Here is a 16,081-nt window from a genome sequence, read left to right as displayed (position 1 = left end):
GGTAGGTTATTGCCTACCCTTTTATAGAAAAGAGGGATAAGGTGAATTACAGATTTACAGATAAAGAGATAGACAATATAAAGAAGAACACAACAATTATTGTTGATACCAGGGAGCAAAATAATAGTCACATTTTAAGTTGGTTTGATAAGCATAAGATTAAATATATAGTTAAAAAACTCGAATTTGGTGATTATTCTTGCATGCTACCTAAGGGCTCATTTAAAGGGCAAGATAGAGATATTTACTTTGATATGGATATTGCAATAGAGAGAAAGGCCTGTATAGATGAACTTGCATCAAATTTTAAGGATGATGGTGTAAGGATAAAAACTGAAATGGCACATTTAAATATGCATAAAATTAAATTTTTTGTTTTAGTAGAAGATCCTAACTATGATGTAAATATTAGAACAGGAAATTATAGAAGTGAATATAATCCCAAATCACTTTATAACAGGATAAAGAAGGGAATTGAACTTAGATATAACACTTTGATAAGACCAATAAGCAAGGATGTAATTGGGAGTGAAATATATAACACTTGTGAGGCGTATATTTATGAAACTCTTAAAACTAGAGGATACTGTTCAGAGATAAATTGGAGAGAAGAAGAGAACATTTGGGAGGATGAGAAGTTTGAATGTAATTAGTAGAGATGAAGAATTATTAATTTGTAACAAGGCTGTTAATACATTTGGGCAGGCAATACAAAAGGTGGTTGCTATGGAAGAATGCGCAGAACTTATTAGTGCAGTTAACAATAAGATGATTGAAAGAGAAAATAACATAGAAGAAGAAATTGCTGATGTTGAAATAATGTGTAGTCAATTAAGCGTCATGTATGATTTACAAGTTATAGATTGCTATAAAATAAGCACCAATATAACATGTGAAGTAGAATTGCTTAATACAGCAATAGAAGTACTTAGTAACCTTCAAAAGTCTATAAGCAAGTCATTAAGAGACATAGAAAGTAATGTGGAGCAAAGATTAGCTGAAACAATTATCATGTGTGTTCATTTAAGGGAGTTTGTCAATGAAGATAAGGTTAATAGGTTCAAACAAGAAAAACTCAATAGATTAAAGGAGCTTGTATGGTAATGAAAGATTATTTAAGTACAACTGAAAGGTTAAATATAATAGCAGCCCTTAAGGTTGCAGAAATGACAGAACAGTTTGTTCAAGGTGATTTATTTACTGCCAAGGAAAAAGGAGACCTAAAGAGAAGCGTTACTTATCTAGTTAAGCCTATACTAAATGGAGTTTTACCAAGATTAAATAAAACTGCTATAAAATCATTCAATAAAGCAATAAAACAAACTCAAATATTTGTAAGTAGTAAGTATGAAATAGATACCTACAAGAAAAGAGTATCTAGTGAAATTGAAGCAGCATACGAGGATAATAAAGATTATTTCAAATTAGTTGAATTAATACTTCATTACAACTGCAGAAATTGTACTAAAAGTTGTTCGGAATGTGAAATTTATAAAGAATTTGAAGAGAAGTGTATTCCTGAATTTACAGGAATTAATAGTATAGGAAGATGTAAGTATAGTTATGAAGATTAATTTGAAAGGAGGTAGGTAATTTGGATAAAAAAACGCTAATGTTATTAACCCTTAAAGGAAGATTTAATTATTGGTTAATAAGAAGAATAAATGCAGAGCATTATTTTAATACACATGCTTTAGAGGAGAGTGAAAAATACTTACCTCAATTTAATCTAATAACTCAAAAGTTAAGTGAAACTCAAAAAATATTAGAATCCGTATTAGAAAGAAAACTTACAGATAGAGAAACTTCCATAGGATTCGAGATATAGGAGGTGAGATAGTGGAATTGCAAGATATAGATTTAAAGGAGCTCATAGAATCTGAAACAGGAAGTAGATTTAACAAGGATGGATATATATGTTGTCCGTTCCATGCAGATAAAACTCCTTCACTTTCAGTAAAGTTCTTTCCAGATGCAAATAAGCAAAGGTTTAAATGCTGGGGATGCAATGAGCAAGGAGATGCAATAGATTTTATTTCAAAACTTAATAATAAGTCTTATATTGAAGCAAGAGAATACTTAGGATTAGAAGTTACTAAGAGCAATGATGAAAGCTTAGAAGATAAGGTGAAAGATTATATTGAATGGCAACTTCAAAATAATAAAAGAGGTTGTAAATTATTAGGGTTATTTAAATTTGTTGATATAAATAATAAAGCTATTTATTGGAAAGCTAAATTTAGAAAACCTGATGGTAAAAAGGAAACACCTTATTATCATATTGAAGGTGATAAAGTAATTAATAATCGAGGAACAGATGAAGTTCCGTATAATTTATATAACGTATTAAGAGGGATAGAAGAGAATAAGGTTATTGTATTTGTAGAAGGCGAAAAAGATGCAAATATGATAAATAATACCTTTAAAAATAAAAACTTTGTAGCAACCTCAATAAAGGGTTGTAAAGATTTAAGTGTTATTAATACAGAGAATATGAAGGTTTATGTTCTAGGGGATACTGGAGAAGCAGGAGAGAAATACAAATATAAGATTAAAGAAGAGTTTTTCAAAAATTCAATGGAGTATAAAGTAATTAACTTACCTGGTCTTAAGTCATTAGGTGACAATAAAGATGTAACTGATTGGTTAGAGTCAGGACATAGTAAAAAGGATTTACTTAATGCTTTCAGTAGAAGTTTAGATCTAAAGAATAAATTTGAACTTCAGCAAGATTCAAGAGGAATTTATAAAACAAAAATAAATTCAGATGATGAAGCTGGAGATAAAAAGATATATATTACTGACTTTAGAATTTTAGAAGCCTCAAGGTTAAAGTATGTTGAGGAAGATGTAGAAGGAATAAGGTTAAAGCTTTTAAGTTCAACAGGTGAAATAATTGAAAGACTAGGAGTAAGTACTGTATTTGATGATGTAAAATCCTTTAGAAAGTTTTTAGGAACAATGGATTTAACATTTAAAGGAAAGATAGATGTCCTTACAGATTTAAAGATTTGGATTAATAAATATTGGGCTTTAGAGATAGATGAAATTCATAACGGAAATACATTCATAAAAAGAAATGATGAATTTATATTTATAAGTAATCAAGGAGCATTAGACAAAGAAGGGAATATAAAACTTTCAATAAAGTCTCAAGATAAACTTATAAATCTAGAAGGATTAGAAGATATAAATACAGATGAATTAAGAGAAGTAAAGAATAACTTATTTAAATTTACTAATCCTGAAAAGACTACCTGTATTATAGGTACGATATTCAATAATTTACTAGTAGCTCAAAACAATTATATAAAAGGTAGATTACATCATCTTCTTATAGTTGGAGAATCAGGAGCAGGAAAAAGTACAATTCTAGATAATGTGATACTACCAATTTTTAATTATCCTTCAAATGCTAAAAATTCAGTTGGATTAGCAAAAGAGTTTCCTTTAATAGCTAACTTATCAAGAGGAAATTACACATCAATATATGAAGAGTACAAGCCATCTAATATGAATATTACTAAAAATTCTTTATTAAGCGATCTATTAAGAAACTTATATGATAGGCAAACAGTTGAGAAAGGACAAAAAGATTTAAGTACGGTTAATTTTCAACTTAGTAGGCCTTTAATCTTAGTAGGAGAAGAAAGTTATCCTAACTCAGAAAAAGCAGCCATTGAAAGAAGTTGTATTGTATATCTAGCTTGTAGGGATAGAACGGAGAAATCTCATAATAGTTTAATGTGGTTAAAATCCAATACAGAGTTATTAAATAAGTTAGGGTATAGCATGATAAAACTTGCTTTGGGAGTAAGTATAGATGAATACAAGGAATTATTTCAGAGGCAAAAAGGTAAATTTAAAGGTAAGCTTAAAGATAGACCTTTGGTTACTGCTGCTAATATTTCAACTGGAATTGAATTGTTTAATAAGTTGCTTACTCAACATAATATTAAAGCTATAGAAAATTATGAGGATTATATATACAGCAATATAAAAGAGGAAGTTCTTAATAATGGTGAAAAGGTTAATTCAGTAGTTGAAAATATGATAATAGAGTTCAATCAAATGATAGAAGATGGTAGGGCTATTGATTATAAAAACGTTATTAGAGATGAAGCTACAGGATTATTCATAAGAACTTCTGAGATGGTAAACCAAATTATAAATTTTGCAAAGACAGTCGGAGCAGTAGAGTTTAATCCATTAAAATTAAAAGATTTTAAAAAGCAAGCTACAAAGGCAGGATATATTATAAAGACCAATAAGAAACAATTAAGAGTGGATGGTAAACCAGTATGGTTTGATGAATACAGCAAAGAGGCTATGAGAAGCTTAAATATTGATTCAATAGTTGAAAGAGAATTAACACCAGTAGAAACAGATGGAAATTTAATAGAAGGAATATTTGATAATAAAGGAGCTTTATAGCTCCTTGAATCTCAGTTAAGTGTACAAGCTTAACTTGGTAAGAGTTAAGAGATAAATATTAATATTAGAAGAAAGGAGTATCAAGAATGCATGCTATAGAGGTTTTATTAGGAATAATGGTATTCATAGCCATGGTTAACATTATACCATTAATACTTATAAAAAATAGCAAAGTTAAGAATTTAATAGTCGGTATAGAAGTAATATCTATAGTTTTAATACTTATATGTTTAGTTTTATATATTTGTAATGCTCTTATGACTTGTATAACCATATGGTTCGGTAATTGGTAAGTCGTAATTGCAAGAAAGGCTGAAGAAGGTGATTAAAATAGATGAGCAATTAAGTTTCTTAGAGCAAAGTGTAAAAGAGAATGTAATTAATCAGATGCATAAAGCAATTAAGAAAGGAATTATTCCAGGTGCAGTTGTAATATTTGATGGTGAAGAAACTGATAAACATATTGTTACAAGCTTAATTTTAGGACATGATAATAAAATTGAGGCTAGGCTAATGGATGAAAATGGAGGTTCTTATATGCATTGGCCAGCTAATTCAAAAAGATTGACAGTAGTTAAATTTTATAATGAGTAATTAAGACTATTGTAGATATTTCGAACTAAATGATCTTTTAAAATTGAATAGTGCGGTATTAAAAAATATGCTATAATTCATTTACAATAATATTAAATTCGATTTGTATAAATTAGATTTTAGGTGGTGAATATAGTGAATATTAGAGAAGCAAACGCTGAAGATATGGAACCAATTGCAAATTTATATGTTATGAATTGGAAAAAAACATATATAGATTTGTTACCTGATAACTTTTTGAATGGATTGACTGTTAATGATGAAATTAAAAAATGGCAAGAATATCTGACTAAAGAAAAACATAGAATCTTTGTTGCGTATGAAAACGAGAGTTTTTTAGGTTTTTCTGCATGTAAGGAAGATGAAGAATTAAAGAATTGTCTATATTTAGATTCATTGCATGTTTCTGAAATTTCAAGAGAAAAAGGTGTAGGAACAAAACTTATAAATACAGTAGGTAATTATGCTTATATTAAAGGTTATGAAAATATGAGTATTTGTATTGTAAAAGGAAATGATAAGGCAAAGGGATTGTATGAAAAAATGGGTGCAAAATATTATAAAGATTTTATAGACTATTTTGGAAATACACAATCCAATTCAGAAAAACTTATTTGGGATAATTTAGATTGTTTTAAATAAATTCTAGTTTGTTTATTAGAGAATTTAAGATATAAGGAAATTAAAATATTATTAAAGTACCGCATTATTCAAAAGTGAATATGCGGTATTTTTTTATGTCGCAATTCTAAGAAAGTATGAATCTATATGAAGATAAATGAAAACTATAAAATTAAATCAGATGAAAATAATATGATTATTTGTGAGAAATATATTCCAAAGGAAGGTAAGAATGCTGGTAATGAGCAATGGAGACCTATGAGCTTTCATACTAATTTAGAGTTTGCATATAGACACTTGTTAGAGTTAGAAATTAATAAAACAGAGTTGAAAGATATAGAAACAGTTCTAAAGGCAATAAGTGATGTTAAATCATTCATAAAGGAGGTAGTAGGAAAGTGAGTATTAATTTTAAAGAAGTTTACGGAGATAGGATAAATCAAATTAATAAAGATATTAGACAAGCTATAAACAAGAAGGATTGGAAAAATAAAGCTCAGCTTGAAGCAGAAAAGAAATCATTAGAGGAAAAGATAAGCAGAATGAGGTGATATAGTGAATGATAAAGCCTTTAAGGAAACTGAATATTACTTATATAATCATAAAAATTTAGAAGCTCTTAATAATATAACCGATATAAAAATAAAGGCATTAAAGAATGATATTTCTCTAAGGGCTATAGGATACGAAGAAAAGACTGGCCCAACCAACAAGTTCAACTCAGATGTAGAAAATGAGGTTGTAAGAAGAGAGAAGATTATAATTCCTGAAATAGAAAAATTAGAATTAGAAAAGAATAAAAGGATTATGATTGCTGGAATAGTAGATAACTTTCTTATGACTTTGGATGAATATCAAAAGCAGATTATTGAATTAAGATATTTCACAAAGCCTAAGACGTCTTGGATAAGTATAGCTCAGCAGCTAAATAAATCAGAACCTCAATGCCAAAGAGATAAAAATCAACTTGTAGATCAGCTTTACAAGTTAATAAATAGGTAAAAAAAGCATCTAGCAGAAATGTTAGGTGCTTTTTTTAAAAGGATTTTATATCTCTATATAGAATTTAAAATTAAGAGGTGGTTATATGAATAGCAATAAAAAGTATGATAAGGTTAACTATTTAAAAATAGCAATATATAGCGTAATGATTGTTATTTTTTTATGTATTTTATTATTAGCATTTTTATATTATAGTAAAATATTAAATTGGGATGAAATAGTACCATTAGGAAGTAATATTGTCGGAGGCATTATTGGATGTATTGGAACAATGGCAGCAGTAATGTTAACAGCCTACCAAACTAACAAAATACAAGATGACAATAAAGAGTCTGAATTTAACAATACAGCATATAACAATATGCCTATATTCGTAGTTGGTAGATCTAAAATGGTTGCTCCTATAGTTCCATTTAAGAGAGCCGAAAGAAAGGGAGATACTGAGATTGAAAAAAACATACTAATGATAAATTTTGTTTTAAAAAATATATCTTTACATAGTGTAAAAATAAACTCATTCAAAATAGTAGCTTACAGTAATTCAAAATATCTGCAAGGTTTATACCCAGGAGATAATATTGATTTATATGCTATTAATTCAAAGTTAAGAGAAGATAGTAAAATTAAAATAGGTGAGAAAGATTACAATTACAATAGTCCATTAGTAGCAGAAAAAGAAGAGAGAAATGTAAAGGTGGCATTAGATATAGATAAGGATTTATTAGGCTTTGAAGGAGATATATATGTACACATTATATTAGATTACTTTAATATTGTTGGACAGAATTTTAATCAAGAATTAATAATTATAACAAGTAGTTCAATACAAAAAAATCAAATGATATATTGTGGTGAAGAAATGCCTGTATTAATACGTAATAAAAAATAATTATATAAATAAGAACCCATAAGTTTAATTCTTTTTTGTTACTTTTACTTATTTCTTGTTACCTTTAAGCGTATTTTTGTTACCTTTAGAAAATCAAGAAATCGTACAACCAAGCTATTTAAATACAATTTTAAAATTAGCGTAACAAAACTAAAAAAAATCTTGTTACGCTTAAAAATCGCATAGCCATGCCACTTATAGCCCCTTATATATATAATAATATAGTAATAATTATAATTATATATATTATATATAGAATAATAATGTATGTATATAATATATATGCACATGTGAAATAAATTTTTGTTACATTGTTACTTTGATAAAAAATACAACTCAAACCATTGATATAACTAGCTTTTAACTGTAACAAAAATAGATTAGTTTTTTTGTTACAGTTATGATATTAATATGATATAAAAACGAACTTTTTTGATACTAACTTGATAGTTTTAATCTTAATTAAGGTCTTATAATAGTAGCATAGAAATAAAAGCATTGAGCACTTAAGTTAATTCTTAGGTGCTTTTATTGTTTCTAAATACTATTCTTGATTAATTATTTAAGTCACTCTCTATTTTTATTGATGTGACATTTTGAAAGTGAGGTGTGTTTTATTTGTTAACTGAAAATCAGATACAAGCTATTGACTATTTATTGTCTGGAACTTTGACTAAAGCTGATATTGCTAAGAGAGTCGGTATTAGTACTAGAACATTATATAGATGGGAGAAAGATGAAGAGTTTAAGGCTGAGCTTGACAAGTGCAGAAACCACCTTAAAAATAAAGCTACAAACAGAATAGTAAATGAAACTAATAGCCTGGTAGATGTAATGTTGGATTTAGCCTATAAGAGTAGTGATCAACGTGTTAAATATAATGCTACTAAGTATCTGTTAGACAGATCTCTTGGTGTTCCTACTGCTGCTAAGGAAGATATTAGTGATTCTGGCAATAGTGATAAGAACAAAGATAGTAACCAATTAAAGAAGGAGCTTGAAGATATTAAGAATTTAAAGGTTATTAAGTAGTTCGTAATGGTAGAGTATTACAAACTAATATAACATTATTATATTTTGGTTCAAATAAGTGTTAAAAATATTTTACAAACGTCCGTTAAAATATATTTACTTTTACGAACTATAGGTTTAAAATGTATTTATAGATAAGAGCTGTAGGGGTACCTTCTAAAATGGATATCCTCGATTACCCCGTTGACCAGTTCCACATTTTCTATAATACTTTTGAAAAACCGAGGTGTTTGTGATGAATAAAACTTTTGCTTATTTACGAGTTTCTACTAAAGACCAAAATCTTGATAGACAAAGAGAAAGTGTTCTTAAATATTGTGAAGATAACAATATTGAAATTCAAGAAAGAGATATAATAACTGATAAACAATCTGGTAAAGACTTTAATAGAGAAGGTTATCAAACATTAAAGAATGGTTTATTACGTTCTGGTGATACATTAATAATTAAAGAACTCGATAGACTTGGTAGAGATATGACTATGATTAAGGAAGAATGGCAGTTTCTTGAGAGAAAAGGAATAAGCATAGTTGTTATAGATACTCCAATACTCAATACTGTTGGAAAATCTGATTTAGAAAAAACTTTAATATCCAATATAGTATTTGAGTTACTTAGTTATATGGCTGAAAAAGAAAGACTTAAGATAAAACAAAGACAAGCTGAGGGAATTGCAGCAGCTAAATCCAAAGGTAAAAAATTTGGAAGGCCAAGAATATCTTATCCTGATAATTGGGAAGAGGTTTATACGAAATTGAAGGATGGAAAAATTACAGCTGTAAAAGCTATGGAATTAACCAGTATGAAAAAGACATCTTTCTATAAGTTAATTAAGCAATATGAAAATAAATAGTGTATTAGGCTTGTGAAGGTGTTAGAATTTATATAGACTAATAAGTTATTAGTTAAAAATAAAGAGGCTGTACAAGGCTAATGCAGATTTTAAGAGGGTGTTTGTTATGAAAATAGGTATGAGGAAACCTTCACTAAAGAAAAGTATAAAAGCAAGGACTACTGGTAAAGCAAAAAGAGCAGTTAAGAAAGCTTTAATACCTGGTTATGGTAAGAAAGGTGCTGGATGGTTGAAAGATCCTAAAAAGGCTGCTTATAATAAAGTCTATAAAAAGACTACATTTAGCATATTTGATATATTTAAATAAAGGAAAATGCCAAATTCTGTAGAATTATTTCTATGGGAGGAGATGATATTATGTATAAATATGTAGCACCATCATTAGATGTGGATGCTTTTACATGTCCATATTGTAATACATTAGCACAACAAGTTCAGAAGCTTGTAACATTTACGTATTATGATGACTGTTATATATATAGCGGAAATATAGATGGAGATATAAAGGTATGTATTACTACTTGTAAAGCATGCAAAAATTATCATATTTGGTGTAACGATAAGATGTTAGTACCAAGTACATCTAATATACCGTTACCTTATGAGGATATGCCAAAAGATATAAAGGATTTGTATAATGAGGCTAGGGAAGTATTTCCACATTCAAAAAAAGCGACTGCAGCATTGCTTAGGCTAGCATTACAAAAACTGTGTATTCATTTAGGTGAGAAGGGAAAAAATATAAATGATGATATAGCGAGTTTAGTAAAGAAGGGTTTACCAGTCCAAGTTCAGAAAGCACTTGATTATGTAAGAGTTACAGGTAATAATTCAGTTCATCCTGGTGAAATGAATATTGATGATAATGATGATATATGTTCGAGATTATTTTCAATGCTTAATTTTATAGTTGATAGGATGATAATTCAGCCTAAGAAAATAGAAGAGGCATTTGACTTTTTACCTGAGAATGCAAAAGCCGCAATAGATAAAAGAGATAACAAATAAGAACTCTCATAATGGAGGGTTCTTATTATTATATAATAGATATATTACATGTGCTCATTATGGATGTAAGAAATTTATCCTAGAAGATGAGTTTGCTGATCTTAGGGAAACAATGAAAGCTAGGAAGTATAAAAGAAATTCACACGGTGCAATTATTAAAACTGGATAAAGAAGGAAAATGAACTCTCTTGTAGAATAATGTATTTTATGAGAGGGGATGATATAAATGATTATAAAATATCTTGGTGATTATAACGATTTAGTTGAAGAACTTAAATACGATGTACATTTAATAGGTATGGTTATTGAATTTATTAAATTGAAATTAGATGACTATGTAAGTTACAAGCAAAAAATAGATAAGACTAATGAAATACGTGATAATAAAAAGTTGATTGAAATGTCACATGAAGAAAGAATTGATTTATTTATGTTTACATTGATAGACAGTAATTTGTGTGGAGGGTACATGGCTGAAATGTTATGTGTTCATATTTATACTATAGCAGAAGAATATTTAAATAAAATTTGTACGCTACTAGTTACTGAAAGAGAAATAAATAATATCTTGAAAAAAGAGAGATGTAGTAATATTATGGCTTATAAATTAGTATTAGATAGCAAAAATATTAAGAACTCTAATTCGAAATACTTTCAGGAATTAGATGTATTAAGAAAAATAAGAAATGCTATCATTCATAATAGAGGGGAATTAAGTGAGAAAGATGTAAACTTAGTGAGTAAATATGTTAGTGTAGATGATATAAATAATGTTTGTGTAGGAATAGATGATGCTAATAGATTCTTGGTATTCTTTGAGGTATACATGAGTAATATATTTCAAGAAATAAATCTAATAATTAAAAATAGCTAAAGAAGGAGTGATAAAGCTTGAATATACCATTTGAGTTCCCAAGTGATGAAGCAAGAAACAAATGGTTGCTTTATCACTATTTGAAAAAATCCTATACTGATATAGGTATTCCAGAAGCTAAGTCTGAGGAATTAACAGAAAATCGTATACTTGAAAACTCTAAGAATTTGTTCGGGTTCCATGGACTTGCATGGCAATTAGGACAGATTTCTCTAGAGTTTTTTTGTTTGTATTTTTTACAGGATATATATTTACCAAAGGAAGATAATACTGCAGCTCCACTAGCTGAAGTACATCATGAACTTTGGAGGGATATCCAGGATTCTATTATTGGTGATGGTCCAGAACAATTAGGCAGAGTAGTTTCAAGAGGTACTGGAAAAAGTGCATTTGGTACTTTGGGACCTAGTATTTGGAGTATGGCCTATAAGCATAAAACTTATGTTTTGATTTGTTCTGATATAGGATCTACTGCTGAAAAGTTCATTAAGGATATAAAAGATAATGTCATAGAAAATAAATACATTGAAGATGCATTTGGAAAGTTGCTTGATGATGCAAATAAGGATTATAAGTGTAATGCAACTCAATTAGAGTTTACTAATAGAACATTTGTTGAAGCAATTTCTTCTACTTCTCCAATGAGAGGTAGAAAATATAGAAATACTAGACCTGATTTAATCATCCTTGATGATTATCAATCTGAAGATGATGTTAGAACAGAAGAAGCTAGACAAAAAAAGTGGAAAAGATACTCAGATGACGTTAAGTTTGCAAAGCAAAGACCAGTTAAAAGAAATGGTAAGATTGTTAAAAAAGGTACCGTTCTTATGGCTTGGGGAACACAGCAACATAAAGAATGTTTCTATAGTAGGCTATTGAAATCGGCAACTTGGAAATTTAAGAAATATAAAGGTGTATTTATAGATGATTTTATCAATGAAAAGGGTGAAAAAGTTAATGGATTGGATCATTATTTTTCAACTGGACTATGGAAAGAATTTAGAGATATACTTTTTAACTTTAAAAATGAAGATAGACTTGAAGATGCTAAAGAGTTTTATTATGAGCATGAAAAGGAAATGCAATTTAAAACTCTATGGAGTGAATTTTGGGATTGCTTAGAACTTGCGTTAGATTACTACGAAAATCCAAATAGTTTTAAACAAGAGGTTCAAGGGGATGTCGATTCCATAGGTGAAAAATACTTTAAGAGGTTGAGTACTGAACCGAGAGAAACTATAGAAACTCATGACTTTATTAAAACTATGCTTTGTGTGGATCCTGCTGCAAGTGGTGGTGCAAACAATGACTATTGTGCATTTTTAGTTGGTTCTGAATCTAGTAATGGTAATAAGTATGCTAGAAAAGCGAAGTTAGAAAAAATAAATGCTAGGAAAGAGTTTGATAAATATATTCAGAAGATGGTTGATTATTTGCTTGAGTATGAAGATATTACTCATGTAAATATTGAAAAGAACACCTTTAATGGTGCTGATGCAAACCAGTTAGAAAAAGCAATTAAGGAGCATCCAATTCTGAAGTTTAGAGATATAACTATAATTAATGAAATGCAAAGAAAAAATAAGGATGATAAGATTTCAACGATAGTACCATACGTAAATAATGGTACTTTTATTTTTGCTGAAGAAGATGAAGAATTTACAAATCAACTTATGGAGTTTGCTGGACAAAAATTCACAGTACATGATGATGCTGCTGACGTATCTGCTGAATTTTGGTTGAAGATAGATACTATTGAAGGAAGTATACAAATTCAATTATTGGATAGAAGATTACTTGGTTTGTAGGAGGTGTGAAGGTTGAAAATAAGTGAATTAATAAAAAAGTTATTTAAGAAAGAAATAGGATTAGATTTAAGTAATCCAGAACATCTTAAATTAGTAAAGAAAGCGTATGGATCATATCGTGTTTTTAGAAATATTTACTTGAAGATGTATCGCTATTATAGGGGGGATACAGATGCTATAAGGAAGTATTTATTTGTTACTGAAAGGTCTAATCTTAAGATAAATACCAATTATATTAAAAAGTTTATAAGAGAAGAAGTTGCCTATACAGTTGGAAATGATATTACTTATGAGTCTAGAAGTGATAATGATGAAATTGTTGAGAATATTGAATACTATACAGCTCATTGGAATGAATTACATGACTCTGATTTAATGAAATATTTACTGATTTTCACAAAGGTTTATGAAATATATTACATAGATGATAATGCGGATTTTTGTAGTAAGATTATAAAACCAACTGATGGCTATGCTTATTTTGATAGTGTATCAGGAAAAGTTCTATTTTTTATTCATGCTTTTAAAAATGATTTTGAAAATACAATTTCTTATATAGATGTTTATACATCTGATAAGATATATCACTTTGATAGTAAATTTAATGAAATATCACAGCCTACTGAAAATATTTTTGGAGAAGTGCCAGTTACTATTGGAGATTTAACAGAAGAAGGTGTTGATGATAGCCTTTATAAAGATTTAAAAGGACTTCAAGATGCTTTTGAAACTAATCTTTCTGATATTGGTAATGAAATAAGTGACTTTAGAAATGCTTATTTACTATTCAAAAATGCATCAGTTGAGCCAGAAAAAATTCCTGAAATGAAGAAATTGGGAATAATTCAATTAAAAAACAAAAATAGTGATGCAGCATGGTTGATTAAAAATGTTAATGATACATTTATTCAAAATACGTTAGATAGATATGAGGATGTAATGTATCAACTCGCATGTCATATTAATCATAATGAGAAATTGCAAAGTAATTTGAGTGGTATAGCTTTAAGATCTAGATTAATCGTATTGGAAAATAAGTGTTCACTTGAAATAAAAGCACATAAAAACATGGTTAAAAATAGAATTAGATTTCTATTTAAGTATTTAGATATCAAAAAGAATAAGAAATTTGATTATAAAGATGTTAAGTTCTTATATACTCCTAATATACCTAGTGATGATTTGGCAACAGCTCAAATGTTAGCTCAATTACCAGAAGGAGTTGTTTCAAAAGATACTGGAAGAGGCTTGTTGAGTTTTGTAAATAATAAGGTTGCTGAAGGAAAAAAGGTTTATGAAGAAAATCAAGAAGAAATGAAAAGTATTCCTGATTTAGAACATGGTGATGAATAATGGATAGAGAGAAATTTTTAGAAGATATTTATAAGTCATCTGAAGAAGATTTAAAGGAAGTATACAGGGAGCAGGAAGAAAATAAGGAAAATATTTTAAAAGAGATAGCTATGATTTTGCTTACTTACACTATTGTTGATAATGTGTTGAGTCTAAATAAAAAAGAAAAAGATAGTTGTTACAATAAACTATCGAAATTGATTTTAAGCATGTTTGGTGCTGAGATTAAGAACTCTACTGAAACTATTAATAATATATTAATTGATGCAGCAGAGAAGAATCTTAAATATTATGGATTAAAGGATAATAAAAGGTTTATTGAAAAGTTAGTTAATGAACACTATAGAGGGTTAAAATTCTCAGATAGAGTTTGGAATAATGGTAATGATATTTCCAAAATGCTTCATAAGGAGATTAAGGATTTTCTCAATGGTAAAATAAATGCAAATCAAATTAAGTCTCATATTGAAAAACAATTTGATGTTAATAAGTATAATGTGAAAAGATTAGTTGACACAGAGATAGCTAGAATAGAAAGTAAAGTTACAGAAAATTATTTCAAGGAATATGGAATTAAAAAAGTTAGGTATAATGCTTGTTTGTGTAATACTTGTGATAAATGCATGAATGATCATAATAAGGTATTTAATGTTTATGATTCTAATAGGCCGAGTTTACCTAGACATCCAAATTGTCAATGCTTTTATGTCCAGGAAGATGATGAAAAACATTTAGTGATAAGTTTACAATTGTTTGCTAAGAAAAGTAATTGGGGGATATTAAGATCACAAATTAATTCAGGTATTTTGGATGAAAATGAAGCTAAAAATGGAATGAAGTATTGGAAAAAAGCTATAAAAAAAGAAATAGTAACACCTATAGAAGTTATAAATAAAAGTAGAAAAAGTATAGATCAATACTGGCATATCTTAGAGGACCATAAGGAATTTTTAAACCCATCTAATATAGATGAAATAGTAGAAAGTTTAAAAAATCCAGATGAGATAAGACTATCATTTGGTAAAAATGTATATATTAAAAATATAAAAGGAAAAGATTTGATAGTGATAGTTAATAGTGATATAATTACAGCATATTACCCTAATAAAAGGTATTTAAATAATAATATAAAAAAGAAGGTGTTGTTATGGCGAAAGTAGTAAAATCATTGAGCTTAAATGAAATAAATGATGAAATTATATCTAAATGTTGTTTTATAAATGATTGTAACAATATAACTACTGATGGATATGAAACACCAGATTATGAGGTTCTTCTTCATTATGTAGGAGAAACTGATGATTTAGCTAGTATTGAGATATTAGATTTAAAAAAGGTTTATAAAAACATAGACAAAGAAGAATGTTTACCTGATGTTGGACTTTTAGATTATAAAGATGATGAATTAGATTTAGAGCTTAAAGATGTGACATTAAGAGAATTGTATAAAGAAGTATTAAAAAAGGTTTTATAAAAGTACTTACTAAGTTAAATGGTAGGTGCTTTTATTATGCCTAAAATTAAGGAGGAAAAATGTTAAAGAGATTATTCGCAAATTGGACTATGGATTATTTAACAACTAATCGGCATAGGCGCAGGTGTAGAAAATT

21 protein-coding genes are annotated in these 16,081 nt (G+C 28.2%); all 21 read left to right on the top strand.

The window, feature by feature from the left end; genetic code table 11:
- Positions 1–41 precede the first annotated feature (41 nt).
- Entirely contained in the window at positions 42–653 is a 612-nt protein-coding gene (locus I4V16_RS00365) for an ERCC4 domain-containing protein (protein WP_195572383.1), read from the top strand.
- Complete coding sequence (locus tag I4V16_RS00360) at positions 640–1,104, top strand: hypothetical protein (protein WP_195963248.1); 465 nt, start codon at positions 640–642, stop codon at positions 1,102–1,104. The genes I4V16_RS00365 and I4V16_RS00360 overlap by 14 nt, the downstream gene beginning before the upstream one ends.
- Positions 1,104–1,574, top strand: a complete 471-nt coding sequence (locus tag I4V16_RS00355) for a DUF5651 domain-containing protein (protein ID WP_195572386.1) — start codon at positions 1,104–1,106, stop codon at positions 1,572–1,574. The genes I4V16_RS00360 and I4V16_RS00355 overlap by 1 nt, the downstream gene beginning before the upstream one ends.
- Before the next feature lie 20 nt (positions 1,575–1,594).
- The gene (locus I4V16_RS00350) at positions 1,595–1,828 is read left to right on the top strand and encodes a hypothetical protein (protein WP_195572387.1); all 234 of its coding nucleotides are present in this window, start codon (positions 1,595–1,597) and stop codon (positions 1,826–1,828) included.
- 11 nt (positions 1,829–1,839) lie between these two features.
- On the top strand, positions 1,840–4,434 hold the full coding sequence (locus I4V16_RS00345; protein ID WP_195963249.1) for a CHC2 zinc finger domain-containing protein: 2,595 nt from the start codon (positions 1,840–1,842) through the stop codon (positions 4,432–4,434).
- Positions 4,435–4,520: 86 nt separating this feature from the next.
- Entirely contained in the window at positions 4,521–4,727 is a 207-nt protein-coding gene (locus tag I4V16_RS00340) for a hypothetical protein (RefSeq protein ID WP_195572391.1), read from the top strand.
- A 28-nt stretch (positions 4,728–4,755) separates the two neighbouring features.
- Positions 4,756–5,028, top strand: a complete 273-nt coding sequence (locus I4V16_RS00335; protein WP_195572393.1) for a hypothetical protein — start codon at positions 4,756–4,758, stop codon at positions 5,026–5,028.
- A 135-nt stretch (positions 5,029–5,163) separates the two neighbouring features.
- On the top strand, positions 5,164–5,670 hold the full coding sequence (locus tag I4V16_RS00330) for a GNAT family N-acetyltransferase (RefSeq protein WP_271821521.1): 507 nt from the start codon (positions 5,164–5,166) through the stop codon (positions 5,668–5,670).
- Positions 5,671–5,796: 126 nt separating this feature from the next.
- A complete protein-coding gene (locus I4V16_RS00325) occupies positions 5,797–6,051 on the top strand; it encodes a hypothetical protein (RefSeq protein ID WP_195572395.1) in 255 nt (84 codons plus the stop codon).
- On the top strand, positions 6,048–6,200 hold the full coding sequence (locus I4V16_RS00320) for a hypothetical protein (protein ID WP_195572397.1): 153 nt from the start codon (positions 6,048–6,050) through the stop codon (positions 6,198–6,200). Before I4V16_RS00325 ends, I4V16_RS00320 begins: the two co-directional genes overlap by 4 nt.
- 4 nt (positions 6,201–6,204) lie before the next feature.
- Complete coding sequence (locus I4V16_RS17630) at positions 6,205–6,651, top strand: DUF722 domain-containing protein (RefSeq protein WP_195963250.1); 447 nt, start codon at positions 6,205–6,207, stop codon at positions 6,649–6,651.
- Positions 6,652–6,736: 85 nt separating this feature from the next.
- Positions 6,737–7,540, top strand: coding sequence for a hypothetical protein (locus I4V16_RS00310; RefSeq protein WP_195572401.1), 804 nt, complete (start codon positions 6,737–6,739; stop codon positions 7,538–7,540).
- Positions 7,541–8,158: 618 nt separating this feature from the next.
- Positions 8,159–8,572 carry a phBC6A51 family helix-turn-helix protein gene (locus I4V16_RS00305; protein ID WP_195572403.1) on the top strand — a complete coding sequence of 138 codons (414 nt, stop codon included), beginning with the start codon at positions 8,159–8,161 and terminating at the stop codon, positions 8,570–8,572.
- 235 nt (positions 8,573–8,807) lie between these two features.
- Positions 8,808–9,425: a recombinase family protein gene (locus tag I4V16_RS00300; protein WP_195572405.1), complete on the top strand. Its 618-nt coding sequence runs from the start codon at positions 8,808–8,810 to the stop codon at positions 9,423–9,425.
- Positions 9,426–9,531: 106 nt separating this feature from the next.
- Complete coding sequence (locus tag I4V16_RS00295; RefSeq protein ID WP_195572407.1) at positions 9,532–9,732, top strand: hypothetical protein; 201 nt, start codon at positions 9,532–9,534, stop codon at positions 9,730–9,732.
- 50 nt (positions 9,733–9,782) lie between these two features.
- Positions 9,783–10,433, top strand: a complete 651-nt coding sequence (locus tag I4V16_RS00290; RefSeq protein WP_195572409.1) for a DUF4145 domain-containing protein — start codon at positions 9,783–9,785, stop codon at positions 10,431–10,433.
- Between the two features lie 226 nt (positions 10,434–10,659).
- A complete protein-coding gene (locus I4V16_RS00285) occupies positions 10,660–11,307 on the top strand; it encodes a hypothetical protein (RefSeq protein ID WP_195572411.1) in 648 nt (215 codons plus the stop codon).
- A 17-nt stretch (positions 11,308–11,324) separates the two neighbouring features.
- Positions 11,325–13,118 carry a hypothetical protein gene (locus I4V16_RS00280; RefSeq protein ID WP_195963563.1) on the top strand — a complete coding sequence of 598 codons (1,794 nt, stop codon included), beginning with the start codon at positions 11,325–11,327 and terminating at the stop codon, positions 13,116–13,118.
- Between the two features lie 12 nt (positions 13,119–13,130).
- Positions 13,131–14,471, top strand: coding sequence for a phage portal protein (locus I4V16_RS00275; RefSeq protein WP_243275729.1), 1,341 nt, complete (start codon positions 13,131–13,133; stop codon positions 14,469–14,471).
- Positions 14,471–15,631 carry a minor capsid protein gene (locus I4V16_RS00270; RefSeq protein WP_195572414.1) on the top strand — a complete coding sequence of 387 codons (1,161 nt, stop codon included), beginning with the start codon at positions 14,471–14,473 and terminating at the stop codon, positions 15,629–15,631. Before I4V16_RS00275 ends, I4V16_RS00270 begins: the two co-directional genes overlap by 1 nt.
- On the top strand, positions 15,619–15,945 hold the full coding sequence (locus tag I4V16_RS00265; protein ID WP_195572416.1) for a hypothetical protein: 327 nt from the start codon (positions 15,619–15,621) through the stop codon (positions 15,943–15,945). Before I4V16_RS00270 ends, I4V16_RS00265 begins: the two co-directional genes overlap by 13 nt.
- The last annotated feature ends 136 nt before the right edge of the window (positions 15,946–16,081 follow it).

Origin of the sequence: Clostridium sp. 1001283B150210_160208_E6 (assembly GCF_015669365.1) — a bacterium.
GTDB lineage: Bacteria > Bacillota > Clostridia > Clostridiales > Clostridiaceae > Clostridium > Clostridium paraputrificum.
Note: the sequence above shows the minus strand (reverse complement) of the source record. Positions and strands in the feature narration are given on the sequence as shown.